We start from the raw sequence: 16,297 nt of genomic DNA, 5'->3' as shown, positions 1-16,297 counted from the left end.
ATGACCCGGCAAGCCGGGTCATAGAGCGCGAATTGCGCAAGCGCAATTCGGATTCCGGCGCAAGCGCCGGAATGGAATTCCGCAAGCGGAATTCAAAAGGCAGGGCAATTCACGCAAGCGCGAATTGTGGGCACCCGCGCAAGCGCGGTTTCCTGGGCTGGCAGCAAGGGGGGGTGCATCAGGCGTGGGCCTGTGTAGGGCCTGGAAATCCCAGCCACCACCCTCGTAGCGGAAGTGACGGACCGTCGGCCTGACGAGGTGCCGGCCTGCCGCAGTGACGGGCTCCGCTGCGCTCCACCCGAACCCCTTCCCCACCCTCGAACCCAGCCGCTCACGTTCACCAATAGCCCCGCCAGCATACATGTCAACCCGTAGCCGTAGGGCAGATTACGACGATGATCATCCGAGCGAGTAAACGCCATCCCGAGTGATGCATCACGAATGCAAGCTGTGTAGCGTTTGGATCCTGATCGCACCACCACCCCGCCCCAGCCAAACAACTTCCGGCAGAATTCAGAATTGCGTGGCCATAAATTGCTCAGCCATAGAACGGAAGCCCCGATATGTGCATGACGGAATACAGCGTGCGGAGGTACCGAAGCCGAACGGCCCCCAGGGCCGGGCGGCGGAACCGCCCACCGGGAGCAGCCACGCCTCCATGTTTTTGAGCGTCACGGTCGGTACCACCCGAGACGCAGCAACGCTGCTGCCGCCTACGGTCCGCACGGGGTCCGCGGAGCCGCACGCGAAGCCGCCTCAGCCGCAGATCCTGGCCCCCACTGAGCCGCGCTTCGAGGTTGGCGGGCAGCGGCGTGTCGGTGGTTGAGTCCGGCGGCAAGATCCGCTATCACGCGCGCGCACACTCTAGAGGGGGAAGAGAGATCAGCGTTTCCGCAGGTCAGCGGGTTTTGGGGGTCTCGGGGGTATCACCCCGGGGTGATAAATCAGGGGGTGAGTTATCACCCCGGGGTTGTAAAACCGGCCTTGTTTGTGCTTCTGGGGCACATTTCTACGGCCGAGGCGCTCGCGGCCGCAGCGCGGTTTGTGCGTCGGGAGCACAAACGGTCGGGGGGCTGGCTCGTGGCGCGAGCCCTGTGGGGAGGGGGGAGATATCACCCCCGGGTGATAGCGACACGCGGAAAGTGCGTCTGGGGAACAGGAAAGTGCAGGAGGCGCACAATCCAGTATGCTGCGGCTGCTACCACCTACTGATCATGAGGAGCGGAGCCATCCGATGACGGCACAGCCCCAGCAGCAGCCGCGCCGGAGGCCGGCCCCGGCCAACGCTCCCCCGCCGCCTCCCCCGAGCGCCTTCAGGATGCCCGGTGCGCTGAAGCAGGCGAACGTGGTCAACCTGCCGGAGGGCTACCGGGCCTCGGTGGAGCCGCCGGTCACCAGCGATGGGTTCCTGGACGAGGACTTCGTCATGGACAGCCAGGCGTTCCTGTGCTGGCTTGCCGACTACTACCGCGACGATCTGGTCTCCCTGCGGCTGATCGTGCGGCTGATGGGCATGCAGAAGCCCGGCGGCACCGTGGACGCCACCCAGATCAAGCTCGCGGAGCTCCTGAAGGTGAAGCAGTCGCAGATCTCCCGGTCGCTCAAGGAGGCCGGGCAGATCGGCGTGGTCGTCAAGCTCAAGGCGGGGACGTACCAGTTGCACCCGAGGCTGACGCTCAGGGGCGGCAGGGTACCCATCGAGCCGAAGCCCGGTCTGCGCGTGGCGGGCACTATGAAGGTCGACCAGCTCTCGTTGCTGGACGCGATCGAAGACAATGAGGACCTGCCAGACGCTTTCCGCGAGCTGCGGATGCTGCCGGACCCGGAGAAGAAGCCGCCCCGGGAGGACAAGGCCCGCGCACGGGCCCGCGCCGCAGCCGGGCAGGCGCGGCCGGAGGAGGATGGGACGTCATGACGATCGCCGTGGAAAGCATGGTTCCCGAGTACGTCTGGACGGCCAACAACGCCCTCGCGTTCACGCCCAGGAACATGCCGCCAGCCGCGTACCCGATCCTGCTGCACCTTCTGGGCCGTCAGGAGCCTGGCGGGCGTTGCGTGGCCACCCAGGACACCATCGCTCAGTTCGTCGGACTGAGCCGCTCGCAGGTCACCCGCGGCCTCCAGCACCTCGGCTTCGCGCAGATGGTGTGGAAGGAAGGCAACGGCGTCTACCGGCTCAGCCCGCTCATCGCCGGCTTCCGCACACCTGCGGACCAGCTGGCGGCGATCGGGATGATGAACGACGACGACCGGTTCGACCACCCCGACTTCCAGGAGCGCTACGAGCTGAGGGTCGCGCGGCACGACAAGGAGCGCCAGGAGAAGGCGGCTCGTCGTCAGCGGCCGGTCGAACCCCCCATCGACCTCGCCTCGCGTCGGAAACGCTGACTCCTGCCTGGTCCTGCGGCGCCGAACCCCAGGGTGCGGCGCCGTTCTCGTGCGTGCCGAGCACTGCCTCGCCCCCTTGGCTGCGGGAAAGCAGCGTGCAGCGCTCCCGTGCAGCGGCACCGCTGCCACCGGATCAGCGCCACGCGGGAAAGCGCTGACGAAGTGCAGCAGGAGCAGCGGGCAGCACGTGCAGCGGCCAAGACCGCTCCTGCAGCAAGGGCACCCTTGCTGCAAGAGCAGCACCCATGTGCCGCCTGGGCCCAGGCAAATGCTGCACGCCCCCAACGAACCACGGCGCTGCTCGCCCTCGGACGTCCTCCAGACCACAAGCAGCAATGCTGCAACAACGGGTAGCCACCAGCCGAACAGGGCGCCGCGGTCACCGGAGAAGGCGTACCGGCGGGCGGCGAGGCCGGAGTCGAGGTCTTCGCCGATCGCCTCGCACAGCGGCGCCAGAGGGCGTCGCCGGTGTGGAGGTTAGTTCACCCCGAACGGACCTCCACCGACCCACACCCGTCGCCGATTGTTCAGGGTGAACGAACCTCCTCATACGACAGCGGGTAGGAGACGGGTGTGAGCGGGACTCCGTACGGCTTCGACGCGGGGAAGCTCCGCGAGGTCCGGTCGGCAGCCGGGACGTCGGTGGCTCGGATCGCCCGGGCAGCCGGCGTGTCCGAGCGCGCGGTGAGTCTCTACCTTGCTGGGACGCGCGTTCCTCGCCCGGAGGTGCTGCCGCGCCTGGCGGCTGCCGTCGGCGTCGCCCCGGACGACTTGTGCACGGTAGAGCGCGAGCGCCTGGTTCACCTGCGGGTGTGGTCCGGCCGGAGCCGGGCCGCGATGGCCGAGGCGCTGGGGATGGCTGAGGAGACGTACCGACTGCTGGAGACCACCGGGCGACTTGGTCGCGCCGCCGCGCGGTACGAGCGCCGCCTGGACCGCTGGGCGCGGTGGGAGGAGTGGGCTGCCCCGGTGTACGGCGTCACACCGCAACGACTGGCCGCAGCCACGGAGGCAAGCCGAGAGCACTGGCCGGTGCTGCGAGCCGAGCGATTCCGCCGCATCCGCGAGCACGACCCCGAGTTCGCTGACCAACTGGAGCAGATGCTCGGCGAAGAGCCGTAGCGCGAGTGTCGAACGCAAGTCCGGGAAGCGCAGTGCCGGTCCGGCGGCGTCGTCCTGGTCGTGCTCGTGCCCGCCCACGCCTCCATCGTCCCGCGCACCGGCGGGCCCGGCGAGCGTGTACGAAGGCGCGGGCCCGAGCTCCGTCTCGCAGCCTTACACTCGCGCCGTGCACCTCGTCTACCTGGGGAAACAGGGTGTGAGGCTCACAGCCTGCCGGCCTTTTCTCGCATCTTGTGCTTCACCTCTTTGTGGTACGCGTCCCAGTCGGTCGGCGGGTACGTTGCCTGCGGGGCGGCGAGGGCCTCGTCGATCTCGGCGGCGAAATCGTCGTCGAAGAAGTCGTCGAGCTCGCGCAGCAGCTGGAGCGCGCGCACCGTGTCCTCGCCAAGGGGGCGGGCCATGCGGTTCGTGCCGGAGGGGACGCAGAGCGGCTGACTGGCTTTGTTCACGCGTCGTGAAGTCAGTTGTTCACGGGTTTGGAAGGCACCCGGTCGGCGCCAAGGTCGATGTTCACGAGAAACGACAGCACCCCGCAGGGGGGCTACGCAGTGGAGCGCCATTCCTCTTCGAGACTGCTGAAGATCATGGAGTCTCGCCAGCCGTCGTGGAGCAGCGCGGTGTCGCGCAGGCATCCCTCATGCGTCATGCCGATCTTGGACAGCACTCGGGAGGAGCCGAGATTCCTCGGGTCACAGGTGGCGTGGATCCGATGGAGCCCCAACTCGCCGAACCCGTGCGCGAGCAGCTGCCGGCCTATTTCCGTGCCGATGCCCTGCCCCCATACCCGGGGATGCACGATGTATGAGATCTCGCCCTGGCGGTGCTTCTGGCTGCGGACATGCAGCTCACCCATGCCGACCACATCCCGCCCGACGCGGGCGACGTAGGGGAACCGGCGCTGAGGGGTGCCCGACCAGGCCCTGACCGCAGAGTCCACGAAGTCCTGCGTCTGGGCCTCTGTGTTCGGCCCCCAGGACTGATAGCGGCACACCTCCGGGAGGCACGCCCACGAGTGAACGGCTGGCCAGTCTTCCAAAACGATCTTGTCCAAGGTTACCGAGTGCCCACTCATGGGGTGATCATGACCGGGGCGCCGCGCGAAGATCAAGGTCAGGGAGCCCCGTCACGCTTCACGACGGCCATGTGGGGAGGAAGGCCCGGTGCTGTCAGTTCTGGTGAACACTGCGATGCGCTCCCAGGTCGAGAGCGCCTCCCCAACCGACGTCGAATTGCTGCTCCTTCTCGTGGACAGAGCCAGGCTGACTGTGTGCTCGCGCTCGCGCGCGGTCAGCCGGCTCCTCGAGGCCGAGGGAGGTGTATCCGGCGCACAGGGCGATCGAGGCGAGCTGATCGTGGACGCCGGTCACCAGATCGTTGATCCCGTGGAGGGTCTGCACGGGACCGCCCGCGCCCTGGGCCCCTTCGTAGATCTGTCCTCGGTACTGGTGCTCCAGGCGCTTGTGCTCGCTCTGAAGCAGGGCGAGCGTCTCGTTCAGCACGCGGCTGGCGCGGACCAGGTCCTCGGAGTCATGGCTCATCAGTGCTTCCTCCCCATCGACTGCACCCGACCCTAGGGACGGCCGCGGCCCGTGGGAGGAGCTTTCCTGCAACCGTCCGGAATCCCACGGTCATCTGTCGCTCACCAGTCCGTGGATAGCCCTTGCGACCGTGCCTGCCTCCCTGGTGTGGGACCTTCCGAGAATCCCGCACCGCCGGACCTGTCGCGTCCTAGGCTCCGGTTATGAACAGCCAGGTCACCCCGCCTCTCACCGGATCGTTCCGGCTGGGCGTCTTCGACACCTCGGTCCTCACCTCCGACGTCATCTCGGCACTGGGCCGGGGCGTGCCCTCCTCGATCCTGGCCGGGATGCAGCACGGCACGCTGCGCGGCTTCATCCCGCACTACGTCTGGGCGGAGGTGCCCCGCGTGCTCGCCGACCGGAAGAGGGAAGGCGGAGCGTTCGACTTCTATGCCGCCGAGGCCCTGTGGTGGCGGGAGTACATACCGCTGCTGCACGTCGTGCCCACCACCGGCCTTCCGATGACCCCGGCCGCCGACAAGATCGCCCACGAGGACCTCAGCGATATCGGCGCCGCCCAGCTCACGGGCCTGATCGGGCCCGTGGTGCTGCTCGCCGAGGACCGGGACCTGGTCCGGCACGGCATCGCGGCCCAGGACTGGCGGAAGGTGCGGGCCGGGCTGGGCAAGCTCGGCGGCGCCGAGAGCAAGGTCCGGGTCAACATCACGCTCACCCTGCACGCCAGCGGCGGAGTAGCCCAGCTGGCCCGCCTCGCCCGGGGGCACCCCGTTGCCGCGGCGGTCGCCGCCGCGACGGTCGCTTTCGGTGCGCACCGGGTCCGGGGACGGCTCAAGCCGGAGACCCGCGCGGCGTGGGCGGAGGCCGGCAAGACCCTGGCGACCGTGTTCGGCATGCCCTTCGCCGAGCACCAGAAGCACGAGGCGGCGTGGAAGGAAGTCGAGCACGGTGTGCCGGGTGTAGACCTGCTCTCCCAGGTCGCTCGTACGCTTGCCCGGTCGCCGGAGCCGCTGACCCGGACCACGATCCTTCAGAAGCTGTCCTTGCCGCTCGCGGAACCGCACCGGCGACAGATGGACGGGCTCAGCCGGCTCCTGCACCGCTTCCCCGCGTTCCACCAGGTCGAGCCCGGCAGGTGGCAGCTCGGCCGCAGCAACGTGCAGGTCGGCCGACCGGCCGCGATGCACGCTGCGGTGGACAGCGCGACGTGAACCCTCGCCTCACCCCCTCACAGCCCAGCGCGTCTACCTGGGAAAACAGGGTGTGAGGCTCACAGACCTCACAGGCTCGCCGCCTGGCGCGGAGGCTGGCTGTCTGTCCTCTGGCACCGAACCTGGACCGATTGCCAGTGAAGTTGGACCGCTCCAGGTCAGCGCAGGACTCGGCGCAGCTACCCGGTACGGTGCAGTCATGCCCTTGTCGCCAACCCCTCCCACGGCGGGCACAGCCGTGCTGGGCTCCCGTTTCCACCGACTCTTCACGGGGGCTTGATGGACCACGGCTCTGGCCGGCAGGCCGAACGCGCCGAGCAGCCGCCTGTTGTGATGGTGCGCCCGATCATCCGCAACGACGTCCCGACCGTCATGGAGCTATGCAGGGAAGCTGCCGAACCGTTCCCGGCGGAGAAACTGGGCGATCACCTGGACGGCCCGACTGCCGAGAACCAGTTCGCCTTGGCGTTGGTCGCGGAATCGGACGGTGAAGTGATCGCCGTCGTGGCCGGAGCCGCCCTGGCCATGGATCTGGACGACCTGAGCGTTTCACGCGAAATGATCATTCGTCGCATGGCCCTCCTGGACTTGCTTGCGGTACGTGCGGACCGTCGTGGGGAGGGTCTGGGGCGGCGGCTAGCCGAGACGTTCATCGAGTGGTATCAGGAGAGGGAATTCCGGATCGTCATAGCCAACATCGCGCCCGGCCGACATGATCTCGTCTCCCTCTACAAGCACTGGGGCTGGCACGTAGGCGCCGCGGGGGCCGGCTTGGCCATCCAAATCGTTCAAGACCCCGTCCTCATCAACGAGGAGCCCACGCGCACAGCATGGATCCCTCTGTCTCCAGAAGTTCGTCAGTCGCTCTCCATCGTCCCTGGCATAAGTGTGGTCACCGGCATCTTCGAATAAGTCCAAGTTCAGTGGCAAACGGTCCGGGTTCGGTGTCAGAGGACACCGGCGACACCGTGAGGCAGACCCAGATGGCCTAAGCCAGGGGAAGGGCCTGGTCGTTGGTCACGGTGTGACGAGACTGATCGAAGAACAGCCCGCATCCGAGGTGATCTCGTGGCCTGAGCGCCCCCGCCACAACCCGGCCAAGGCGGCGCGGCTCATGGAGTCTGTGGTCAAGTACGGGCTGGAACATCCCATCACGGTGGTCTCTCGCGACGACTATCTGCAGAGATTGCCGCGCCAGACCAACTCTGTCCCGCGGCGCTTCTCCTACGTGGCGATCAGCGACTATCACTGGCTGGAGGCTGCGCGAGCCCTCGGACTGTCCCATGTCCCCGTATGGGTTCGTTGCATGCCTCCTGACTCCATCGCCGCCTTCGTACTACGCAGACATAGTCACGACGATCACCTGGGGCCGCTGGATGAGGCGCAGCTGTTCCGTGCCGCGCTCAACGCGCCGGGACAGACGCAAAGCCAGAACGCCTTCGCCCGAAGTCTGGGGTGGAGCCCGGCGACGGCCTCTCAGCGCCTGGCGCTTCTGAAACTGACTCCTGACCAGCAGGCAGCCCTTGAGGACAACACCCTCGGCATCGTGGCGGCCCGGCAGATGGTCACCACTCGCCGCAGCCGCAAGGCTCCCGTTCTCGGCACCGCCAGCGGATGAGGAGAAGCGCGATGCCAAGGAAGACTGGCACCGAGAGCCCGTACGGATACGACCCGGAGACCGACACCGTCCGAGTCAGGCGGCACGACCTGGAGCGTCTGCTGCTGGAGTTCCGCTCGCTGGTCCGCACGCGGGAGCCGGGCAGCTGGGCCCACATGGACGACTACGACCTGTCCTTCGAGCGCCTGGCCGACGCCGTCGATGCGGGCACCGAGGCCCGGCAGGGCACCCGCTGGGAGGGCCCCGACTTCCGGCTGCGCTGCACTACCACCGAGGACGTCTACGAATGGCCGGAGGGCGCCCCGTACGACGGCGGGACGGCGGTCACGTGGAACGTTCCGGGCTACGGCTCCCACGCCACCGACGACGATTCCACGGACCTGCTCACTTCGCTGTGCGATTTCAGGTGGTCGGCAGAGGAAGGCTGGCGGGTGAAGGGCCTGCCGAGCTGCCGGGAGTGTCTGCGCGAGGTCCAGTTCGGTGCCGAACGCCCCCGTGGCAGCTGGTGACTACTTCGCGGATACGGCCGTGGATACGATCGGAAACGCCCTGACCCCGGCAGTTGCGATGCCGGGGTCAGGGCGCCTGCACGGGTGGCTATCCGAGCCAGGTGATGGTGAGGATGGACAGGCGACGCAGCGGACGGTTCACCCAGTAGGTGAGGGAGAGCTGGCCGACGGAGGCGTGGCGGACGTCCTCGCCCTCGGGGTCGTCGGCGTTCCACTGGTGGAAGCCCGACGGGTCGCCGGCGGCGGCGTCCAGGACGTCCCACACCATGTCTTCGACGTGCTCGGGCAGGGTGGCAAGGACCTTTGCGGCCGGGGCGGAGAAGCAGACTGCGTACGGCTGTTGTGCGGTCACCGGCGCCTTCCCCGTACCTCCGCCATGTCGATGAACTCGCTGTCGTCGTAGCCGGAGGCGACGAACGCGTCGACGGCCGGGGCGGAGGCGAGGCGGCCCTGCCACTCCTGGACAACCTCGTACAGCGCGGCGAGGGAGAACGTGGCGCGGGATTCCTCGAGGGCGACCGTCCACTCCCGCTCGAAGGCCGGCACCCACTGCGCGGCCCGCCGGTCGGCGCGCAGCTGGGCGAGGAGTTCGGCCGGCGCCCCGGGCGCGGGGGCGTACGGCGTGACGGGTGCGTGGTCGGGCTGCGCGCTCATCTGGTCCTCCCGGCGGGTCGTCACCTCACGGTACGCGCGCCGGTGGGCCGTGGAAGCGGACATGCGGTGATCCCTCCTACCGGGTGCGCAGAGTACGGGCGACGGCCTGGGCGTGCTCGCGCAGCGGGAGGTCCTGCTTGTCCCAGGTGGCGGCCACGTAGTTGAGGAGTTCGGCCGTGGCGCGTTCAGAGTCGCTCGGGTCGCTGGCGAGCAGCTTGTCGGCGGCGAGGGCGATGTCGACGGCCGGGGTGGACAGGTCTTCCGGGGCAAGGGCGTGGCCGCGGTGGATGCCCAGGACCAGGAGGTGGCGCACCTGGTTGCGGGTCTGGATGGTGATGGTGTCCTCGCGCGGTGAGTCCGCATCCGCGATGACGAAGCCGGGGTGGTTGAGGATCGCTGCGGCGATGGCCTCGGTGAGCACCGGCTCGGGCAGCAGGTCGTCGTCGGTGGGCTCCGGGTCCGTGAAGGTCAGCGTGTAGTTGATGCCGGCCTCGGTGGTGAACCACACCGTGTCGCCGCCGGGGTCAGCGTCGGCGGCGACGAAGTGCGGGCTGCGGCGCAGCGCGTCGGCGACGCGGACCGGGTCGTGGTCGGCGTCGAACAGCGGGCTCTTGTCGCGGTCGATGGGCTGTGCCGACGCATGGTAGATGTCACCGCCAGCACCCGCCGACCTGCCGTTCCGAGCGGACGATGCACCGCGGGTGTCACCGGATCGGCGCGCTTGTTGTCACCAGCCGCACGGCAAGCAGGGAACTTGTCACCGGCTGGGCCAGCCGATTTCGCTGCCACAGCCGCACCATGCTCGGCGCTGATCGTCTGGTTGCTGTGCTTTCAGGCTGCTTCCACATACGTGCCGACGACCACGCCCCTCTCATCACAGGAGAAGGTCTGTGCAGCAACAGGGTGGATTAGGCCCCTGCCTGGCTTGCCTCCCCGCTCACCGGGAACAGATGCCGTCTCGGGCTGGAAGAGCCCAGCTTCGGCTGTTTGGTGATCTCTACAAGGGAGAGATGCAGGTGGTCAGGAATTCGCGTCGGAGGCCCAACCCGCCGACGCCGCTGCCGGCCAAAATTTCTGACGCCAAGCCTCCGGCCCCTCTCGAAGAACCCCCGCCCATGCCTCCAAGGAAGGGAACCAACCTTTCGAGACTCAAGGAGGCGCTTCTTCAGCATCGGCACGCAGCCCAACCGATCACGGAGGAAGAGGCTGCCGGGGCTGCCGTGGGATCTCCTGGGAAGTACAAGATCGCTTACGACGCCGCTCAGTACGCACTCTCTCAGCAAGATAGCGTACTGACAAATCTGAAGAATCGGGCAATGGGGCTGATCACAATTGCCGCGCTGGTGGGGTCATTCTCCTCGTTTTTCGGTTTTGGCAAAGAACATCCATTGCCGATCTGGTTTGCGATCTGCGTCGTCACCTTCATCCTCCTTATTCTTGCTTGCGTCACATACGTTCTGTCGCCGAACAGGGATTGGCATTTCGGGCCAGACCCAAAGGGAATCCTGAACGCGCAGGATTATGAGCACAAGATCCTATGGGGTGCTGCAAAAGGCATGGTGCGTGCCGTGGATGACAACGCCGTAGAGATCAAGAAACGTGTGTGGGTGTTCTTTGCCGGTGTCGTCCTTCTGGGCCTCGAAGCGGCCTTCGTGGTCGCGGCCTCAATCAGTGCAAGGTAACGGGCAGGCCCCTCGATGAACCAACCTAAGGAGCCAGAGGAGATCCCGGCCCGCCGGGACACTCAGGCGGCACATATGCCGACGCGACAGAAGATCCGCATCCGGCTCAAGGCCTACGACCACGAACTGATTGACTCCTCGGCGAAGAAGATCGTCGAGACGGTGACCCGCACTGGTGCGTCGGTCGCGGGCCCGGTGCCGCTGCCCACTGAGAAGAACGTGTACTGCGTCATCAAGTCGCCGCACAAGTACAAGGACTCGCGCGAGCACTTCGAGATGCGCACGCACAAGCGTCTGATCGACATCCTCGATCCGACCCCGAAGACCGTCGACTCGCTGATGCACCTCGACCTGCCGGCCGGCGTCGACATCGAGATCAAGCTCTGAGAGGCGCGACAAAGATGGCCGAGCAGGCCGCCGCCGGGCTTGCTCGCGAGCAGGATGCCCAGGCCGCCGCCGATTCCTCCCAGCATCCCCGAGCGGGGCGAGAGACCAGGCCCGGCCCGAAGGGCCTGGACGAGCCGATCCCCTCGGCGCGGGCGTCCCCGACGTCACGGGTGTCGCTCCGGGCGGTGGGTGACAACTGTCGCGCTCAGGTGACACCTACCGCGCTTCGGCACATGGGCGGGAATTCAGCGGTCACGCTTTCGCTCCTATTTAGTAGTCGAGATCCAGGTAGTCGATGTCGTTGATTTCCACGTCCGACAGTCCCATAGCGCGACCGCCGCCGTCCTGGAAATACACCTCCTTAAATCCTTCGGCGATGATTTTGCGCATGTCCTGGTCGCTGGCTCCCTCGTCGCGGGCGTCGAACAGGCGCTGGGCGTACGTCGGAGGGAGGTGCACGGTGAGGCGGCGGAAGCGTCCGTCGTCGGTGGTGCCGACCGGTGCCGTGTAGCCGAACCGGGCCCGGGTCTCGACCGTGAGCCCGCCGGTGGTGGCGGCCTTCTTCTGCCGGCGCTTGCGCACCAGCGGCTGCCAGCGCTCGCGGACCATCGCCTCGATCTTCGCGGCGACGTCCGGGCGGGCGTGCTTGCGGGCCCCGCGCCGATATCGGTTGACGGAGTCGGCCGTGACTCCGGCTTCCTCGCCGATTTCCTGGGAGCTGAGGTACTTACGCAGGAAGCCGACCTGGCCCTTGAGGGTCTTGGGCGGGTCCTTGGTGAACGCCTCCTGGTCGGCGCGCTCGATCGCGTCGTCGATCTCGCCCACGGCCTACTCCCCGTCCTCGAGGACGGCGTCGCCGCCCTTGATGTGCCGGGCCGGGTTCAGGCCCTTCTCCATGAGGTCGATCGCCCAGAGCATCTCCTGGACGCCTTCCAGCTTGGCCAGGCCCGGCGTTGGCCCGAGGCGGAAGCCGCCCGGCTGCGGCTTGCCGGACGCCGCGTACGGCAGGAAGTCCAGCGGGCTGCTGCCGGGGCTCGGGTAGACGACGCAGTCGGACAGCACCGCGAGCGGGAACAGCCCGGTCATCCGGGACATGTTCAGCAGCTTGCGGTGCATGTTGACCCGCGCCTTGCTGATGACGGCGGCGCGGATGTCCGGGCGCCAGGTCGGCCGCATCATGGCCGGCCACGGCTCGCCGTCCTTGTAGCCCTTGCCCTGCGGATTTTCGAACAGCTTCCCGATGCCGCCCTTGACCGTCGCCTTGATCGCGGCCAGGACTGCGGCCATTGCCGGGTCGACGTCCTTGTGCCGCTCCATCGCCGCCAGGAACTCGGTGTCGGTGAGGTCCTTGGTGACGCCGAGGTCGGCGAGGGTGTCGACGTACGCGGTCCGGAGCCGGTCGTGCCACGGATCCAGGTACGCGCCGGTCTCCTTGCGCAGGTACGCCTCCAGGATCTCGACGTTGAAGCCGAGCTCCTGGGCGTAGGCGACGGTGTGCGTCTGGTACCAGGCCGGGCCCGTCGGACGCTCGCCGGTCGGCGTGAACGGGCTGGGCAGGCGGGGGTCCAGGTCGATGTGGCTCAGGTCGACCAGCCAGGAACCGGGGACCTTCGGGTAGAACTTCGGGCGTACGAAGTGCTCGGGCTCCGACAGGCCGACGACCAGGCGGGCCGCGGCCGCGAGGAAGGCCGTGTTCAAGTCGAGGCCCACCGCATAGGGGAGCAGGCACTCCTCATCGGTGAGCGTGTCCACCGAGCGCACCCACTGGTACGCCTCCTCGTGGAGGTAGCCGCCCTTCCAGCCGATCCGGTGGATCGCGGGATGCTCGGGCTGGCCCTCCGGCGGCGCCGGGTCCATCGGCTCCGTACCCAGCGAACCGGGGTTGATGCCGCTGATCCAGTTGCCGGTCTCCTCGTCGCGCACCGGGCGGGTCGGCGGGCGCAGCGCGGTCATCAGCTCCAGCCCGGAGACGGCCGTGGAGCCGCGCGGGGTGATGACCCGCTGGGCGTAGACGCCGAGGACGCGGGCGACGTCGGCCGGCTCCATCTCGCTCACGCCGGGCCAGGAGCGGGAGTCGAGAGCGTCCCACGGCAGGATCGCGAGCTGCACGCACTGCCGCTCGCGGCCCTGCGCCTTGCGATAGACCCGGGCCCACGGGCCGAAGCCGCGCTGGGTGAGCTGCCACTTCGCCTTGAGGACCTGCTTGACGACCGGGTGATCCTCCGGCAGGCGCAGGCCCCGGCGGTCCTCCAAGTGTTCGGGCAGTCCGAACTTCACGGCCGCGGCCGCCGTGAGGACGATCAGCGGGTCGGCGTCCTTGCCGTAGCGATGGAGCTTCGCCGCTCCGAGGCCGGACTCCCGCAGCGTCCACTCCACCAGCTCCACCACGGTGGTCGCCGGGCAGTCCAGGACGATGCCGCCGACGCCGTACGCGGAGCCGTCACCGTCCAGGACGGCGAGCGGGCCGTGCGGGAAGTTCGGGTCCAGCGCGGGCGCGGCGGCCTTCTTCGCCGCCGGGCGCCGCGACGTCGACGTGGGGCGCGCGGCCGGACGGGCAGGGCGTTCGGGCGCGGCCGGAGCCTGTACCGGCGTGGCGGTCTCCGCCTGCGGCTCGGGGGCGGCCGGGCCGGTGAACGTCTCGGGCACCTCCGGCTGCGGCGGGGCCGCCGGAGCCGGAGCGGCCGGGACGGCAGCGGCGGTGCCGGGCGCGGGGTACTTCACCGCCCAGCCGTTCAGCAGTCGCTGATACGCCAACAGGCGCGACCCCGTTGGCTCGCTCCTGCCGTTCTCCCAGTTTTTGATGCTCTGCGTCGACTTCAACTGCAGGGCCTGCGCAAGGCGGGCCTGGGTGATGCCGGCCGCCTCGCGGAGCCGGGCGCGCTCCGCCGGGGGCGGGAGCTGCGGCTCCTCCTCCAGTAGTGCGTCGATGCTCGCGAACAGCTCTTCCTCGGATGCCATGGGTCTACCTCCAGCCTGAACAGTAGCAGACTTAACCCAAGTATTTCACTCGAACATTTAACCCGCCCGAAGTCCTGCTAACGTGGCGTCAGCAGAGCGCGAAAGACGCGAACCGAGCAGGGAGTTGCGTTGAGAGACGAGGACGTCGTTCCGGTCGTGCTGGCCGAGAGCCAGCACGAGGAGATCTTGCTGACGGAGATCCTGCCGACCTGGACCAGGTACGCCGTTCCTCAGGACCAGCCGGTGGTGGTGATCGTCGCCGGACCGGCGGGCAGCGGGAAATCCGAGCTGTGCGACCTCCTGCTGGCAGTCCTTGACCGGCGGGGCGGCGCGGTACTGATCGGCCGCGACCTCTACAAGGGGGCCCACCCCCGCTACGTCGCCCTCATGCGCAGTGATGACCGCACGGCGGGAGTGCGGGTCCGTCCGGATGTCCTGCGGTGGCAGGCGGAGGTCGAAACGTACGCCCGGAACCGGCGCTTCGACGTGGTGCTGGAAGAGCCCGTCGCCGACCTGGAAGAAGCATGTGCGAAGGCCCGCACCTACCGCGCGGACGGCTACCGCGTCGAGCTGGTGGCGCTGGCCACGGCGGAGGCCACCGCACAGCTCAGCAGCCTGGACCGCTACCTGACGCAGGTCGCCGAGCAGGGCGTCGGCCGGTACGTCTCCTGGGGCAACTTCGACCGGTGCGCCCGCAACCTGCCGCTCTTCTTACAGGCCGTCGAAGCCGAGCGGCTGGCGGACCAGGTCATGGTGGTGCGGCGCGGCCTTGAGGTCCTGTACCGCAACGAGCTCACCGACGACGCCTCCTGGCGCCGTGCACCGGCCGCTCCCCAGGCACTGACCGCGGACTGGGCCCGGCCGTGGACAGCGCCGGAGACCTGGCGCTTTCGCCGCCAAATCGCCGGTGCGGAGCAGCGGCTGTACCCTTCCGTGCTCACGCCGGAGCGGCGCCTGGCGGTGGCCGGCGGCCTGGAGCGCGCCTTCGCGCTGGCCGAGCCGGTACGCCGGATGGCCCAGCCGCTCGCGGGCCCGCCCGGCGTCGACTACCACCGCCTGTCCCCCAGCGAGCACACGTGGATCTTCGACGAGCTCATCGTCCCGATGTACCTGAGCTCCATCACCCCGCAGGATGACCCGGTCACCCTGTACGTGATGGGCCCGCAGGGAGCCGGGAAGAGCTACACGGCGCGCATGCTGCGCCGCGCGCTGCGGCGACGCAAGCCCACCCGGATCGAGGGCGGCCTCTTCAAGTCGGTCCACCCCGACTACCGCCGGCTCCTCGAGGAGTATCCGCGCACAGCCTCCGCCCGTATCAGGCGCGATTACAGGCAGTGGCAGGAGATGGCCGAGGCGTACGTACGGGCCCGCCACGGGGACATGCTGATCGAGATCGCCCCGGACAGCGTCAGCCACTTCCTCGACGGTGCGCGCCGTCATCACCAAGCGGGCCGCCGCGTGGAGCTGGTCGCGATCGGGGCGCGCGCCGCGGACAGCCGGCTGGGCACCGCGACCCGGTGCGCCGAGGTGGCCCGCCTGGGCGGAACCCCAAGGTTCACCTCGGCCGCCGCCCACGCCACGACGTTCCAGGTCGTGCCTGACGTGGTCCGCGCGGCCGAGCACTCGCCGTACGTGCACTGCACCTCCGTCATCCGCAGAGACCTGACCGCGGTGTACCGCAACGAGCGCACCCCGGACGGGTCCTGGAGCAGGCCGCCCCGAGGCGGGGACTTCCTGGAGGCTGAGCAGCACCGCCCGTACACGGCGGCTGAAGCGGCCCAGCTCCTCGCCACCCTCCAACGGCTGAAGGGCGAGCTGCCGCAGTACCGGCCGGACCTGGTCGACATCGCCGCGCTGGCCTGGCCCTTGATGCCCGCCCACCTGCAGCCACGCACCCTCGCCGCCACAATCACCACGGCACCGCTGCCCGTCCTCCACCACAAGTCCGGCTACTGGCCGCCCAGCTCCTTCGACCGGGCCGCGTAACGGGCCGCGATCTCGGCCACTTCCTCCGGGCCGGCGTCCAGGAGCGTCTCCAGATCGACGGCGCACGCCACCGACCCCTCCTGCAGGGTCTTGAGGCGCTCCGGGTCGGGCCCAGCAGCGCGCTGCTCCTTCATGATCTGTTCCGCGTACCAAAGGCTCACTTTCTTCACGAGTTGTTCGGCGGCTTCGGGACTCACGTGCTCTGACAAGGGATGTCCTTCGCGTGTGGGCTGTGATGGGGCGT

General features: G+C 68.4%; 19 protein-coding genes. 10 read left to right on the top strand and 9 right to left on the bottom strand.

The genetic code is table 11. From position 1 onward, the window contains the following. The first annotated feature begins 1,234 nt into the window (after positions 1 to 1,234). From OG357_RS38720 to OG357_RS38710, 3 genes are all read left to right on the top strand, one after another. Positions 1,235 to 1,915 (top strand): hypothetical protein, encoded by a 681-nt coding sequence (locus OG357_RS38720; RefSeq protein ID WP_329625974.1) that lies wholly within the window; start codon positions 1,235 to 1,237, stop codon positions 1,913 to 1,915. Continuing rightward, positions 1,912 to 2,388 carry a helix-turn-helix domain-containing protein gene (locus OG357_RS38715; protein WP_329625973.1) on the top strand — a complete coding sequence of 159 codons (477 nt, stop codon included), beginning with the start codon at positions 1,912 to 1,914 and terminating at the stop codon, positions 2,386 to 2,388. The genes OG357_RS38720 and OG357_RS38715 overlap by 4 nt, the downstream gene beginning before the upstream one ends. Before the next feature lie 573 nt (positions 2,389 to 2,961). Beyond that, positions 2,962 to 3,510, top strand: coding sequence for a helix-turn-helix domain-containing protein (locus tag OG357_RS38710; protein ID WP_329625972.1), 549 nt, complete (start codon positions 2,962 to 2,964; stop codon positions 3,508 to 3,510). 203 nt (positions 3,511 to 3,713) lie between these two features. Here the strand turns inward: OG357_RS38710 and OG357_RS38705 are convergent, their stop codons facing one another. The 3 genes from OG357_RS38705 to OG357_RS38695 form a co-directional block, all read right to left on the bottom strand. After that, positions 3,714 to 3,959, bottom strand: coding sequence for a hypothetical protein (locus OG357_RS38705; RefSeq protein WP_329625971.1), 246 nt, complete (start codon positions 3,957 to 3,959; stop codon positions 3,714 to 3,716). A 92-nt stretch (positions 3,960 to 4,051) separates the two neighbouring features. After that, entirely contained in the window at positions 4,052 to 4,582 is a 531-nt protein-coding gene (locus tag OG357_RS38700) for a GNAT family N-acetyltransferase (RefSeq protein ID WP_329625970.1), read from the bottom strand. A gap of 94 nt (positions 4,583 to 4,676) precedes the next feature. Continuing rightward, positions 4,677 to 5,048: a hypothetical protein gene (locus tag OG357_RS38695; RefSeq protein ID WP_329625969.1), complete on the bottom strand. Its 372-nt coding sequence runs from the start codon at positions 5,046 to 5,048 to the stop codon at positions 4,677 to 4,679. Between the two features lie 203 nt (positions 5,049 to 5,251). Between OG357_RS38695 and OG357_RS38690 the strand changes: the two genes are divergently transcribed. The 4 genes from OG357_RS38690 to OG357_RS38675 all read left to right on the top strand — a co-directional run bounded on the left by OG357_RS38690 (position 5,252) and on the right by OG357_RS38675 (position 8,386). Then, positions 5,252 to 6,259, top strand: coding sequence for a PIN domain-containing protein (locus tag OG357_RS38690; RefSeq protein WP_329625968.1), 1,008 nt, complete (start codon positions 5,252 to 5,254; stop codon positions 6,257 to 6,259). Positions 6,260 to 6,538: 279 nt separating this feature from the next. Next, a complete protein-coding gene (locus OG357_RS38685) occupies positions 6,539 to 7,171 on the top strand; it encodes a GNAT family N-acetyltransferase (protein ID WP_329625967.1) in 633 nt (210 codons plus the stop codon). A 112-nt stretch (positions 7,172 to 7,283) separates the two neighbouring features. Continuing rightward, the gene (locus tag OG357_RS38680; protein WP_329625966.1) at positions 7,284 to 7,877 is read left to right on the top strand and encodes a ParB/RepB/Spo0J family partition protein; all 594 of its coding nucleotides are present in this window, start codon (positions 7,284 to 7,286) and stop codon (positions 7,875 to 7,877) included. Between the two features lie 11 nt (positions 7,878 to 7,888). Beyond that, positions 7,889 to 8,386, top strand: coding sequence for a hypothetical protein (locus OG357_RS38675; RefSeq protein ID WP_329625965.1), 498 nt, complete (start codon positions 7,889 to 7,891; stop codon positions 8,384 to 8,386). A gap of 88 nt (positions 8,387 to 8,474) precedes the next feature. Here the strand turns inward: OG357_RS38675 and OG357_RS38670 are convergent, their stop codons facing one another. The 3 genes from OG357_RS38670 to OG357_RS38660 all read right to left on the bottom strand — a co-directional run bounded on the left by OG357_RS38670 (position 8,475) and on the right by OG357_RS38660 (position 9,548). Continuing rightward, positions 8,475 to 8,738, bottom strand: coding sequence for a hypothetical protein (locus tag OG357_RS38670; protein ID WP_329625964.1), 264 nt, complete (start codon positions 8,736 to 8,738; stop codon positions 8,475 to 8,477). Continuing rightward, entirely contained in the window at positions 8,735 to 9,040 is a 306-nt protein-coding gene (locus OG357_RS38665; protein ID WP_329625976.1) for a DUF6247 family protein, read from the bottom strand. Before OG357_RS38665 ends, OG357_RS38670 begins: the two co-directional genes overlap by 4 nt. Before the next feature lie 76 nt (positions 9,041 to 9,116). Beyond that, positions 9,117 to 9,548, bottom strand: a complete 432-nt coding sequence (locus OG357_RS38660; protein ID WP_329625963.1) for a hypothetical protein — start codon at positions 9,546 to 9,548, stop codon at positions 9,117 to 9,119. Between the two features lie 502 nt (positions 9,549 to 10,050). Here OG357_RS38660 and OG357_RS38655 point away from each other — a divergent pair. After that, positions 10,051 to 10,722, top strand: a complete 672-nt coding sequence (locus tag OG357_RS38655; protein WP_329625962.1) for a hypothetical protein — start codon at positions 10,051 to 10,053, stop codon at positions 10,720 to 10,722. 75 nt (positions 10,723 to 10,797) lie between these two features. Further along, on the top strand, positions 10,798 to 11,109 hold the full coding sequence (rpsJ, locus tag OG357_RS38650) for a 30S ribosomal protein S10 (RefSeq protein WP_329625961.1): 312 nt from the start codon (positions 10,798 to 10,800) through the stop codon (positions 11,107 to 11,109). A 270-nt stretch (positions 11,110 to 11,379) separates the two neighbouring features. Here rpsJ and tpg read toward each other — a convergent pair whose 3' ends face one another. Beyond that, positions 11,380 to 11,934 carry a telomere-protecting terminal protein Tpg gene (gene tpg / locus OG357_RS38645; protein WP_329625960.1) on the bottom strand — a complete coding sequence of 185 codons (555 nt, stop codon included), beginning with the start codon at positions 11,932 to 11,934 and terminating at the stop codon, positions 11,380 to 11,382. 3 nt (positions 11,935 to 11,937) lie between these two features. Continuing rightward, entirely contained in the window at positions 11,938 to 14,067 is a 2,130-nt protein-coding gene (gene tap / locus OG357_RS38640) for a telomere-associated protein Tap (RefSeq protein WP_329625959.1), read from the bottom strand. Between the two features lie 129 nt (positions 14,068 to 14,196). On the opposite strand from tap, the gene OG357_RS38635 reads away from it, so the two are divergent. Beyond that, positions 14,197 to 16,053, top strand: coding sequence for a zeta toxin family protein (locus tag OG357_RS38635; protein ID WP_329625958.1), 1,857 nt, complete (start codon positions 14,197 to 14,199; stop codon positions 16,051 to 16,053). On the opposite strand, the gene OG357_RS38630 is transcribed toward OG357_RS38635, so the two are convergent. Beyond that, complete coding sequence (locus OG357_RS38630) at positions 16,017 to 16,187, bottom strand: hypothetical protein (protein WP_329625957.1); 171 nt, start codon at positions 16,185 to 16,187, stop codon at positions 16,017 to 16,019. The two genes, OG357_RS38635 and OG357_RS38630, sit on opposite strands and share 37 nt — an antisense overlap. Between the last annotated feature and the right edge of the window lie 110 nt (positions 16,188 to 16,297).

This window comes from Streptomyces sp. NBC_01255 (assembly GCF_036226445.1).
GTDB lineage: Bacteria > Actinomycetota > Actinomycetes > Streptomycetales > Streptomycetaceae > Streptomyces.
Note: the sequence above shows the minus strand (reverse complement) of the source record. Positions and strands in the feature narration are given on the sequence as shown.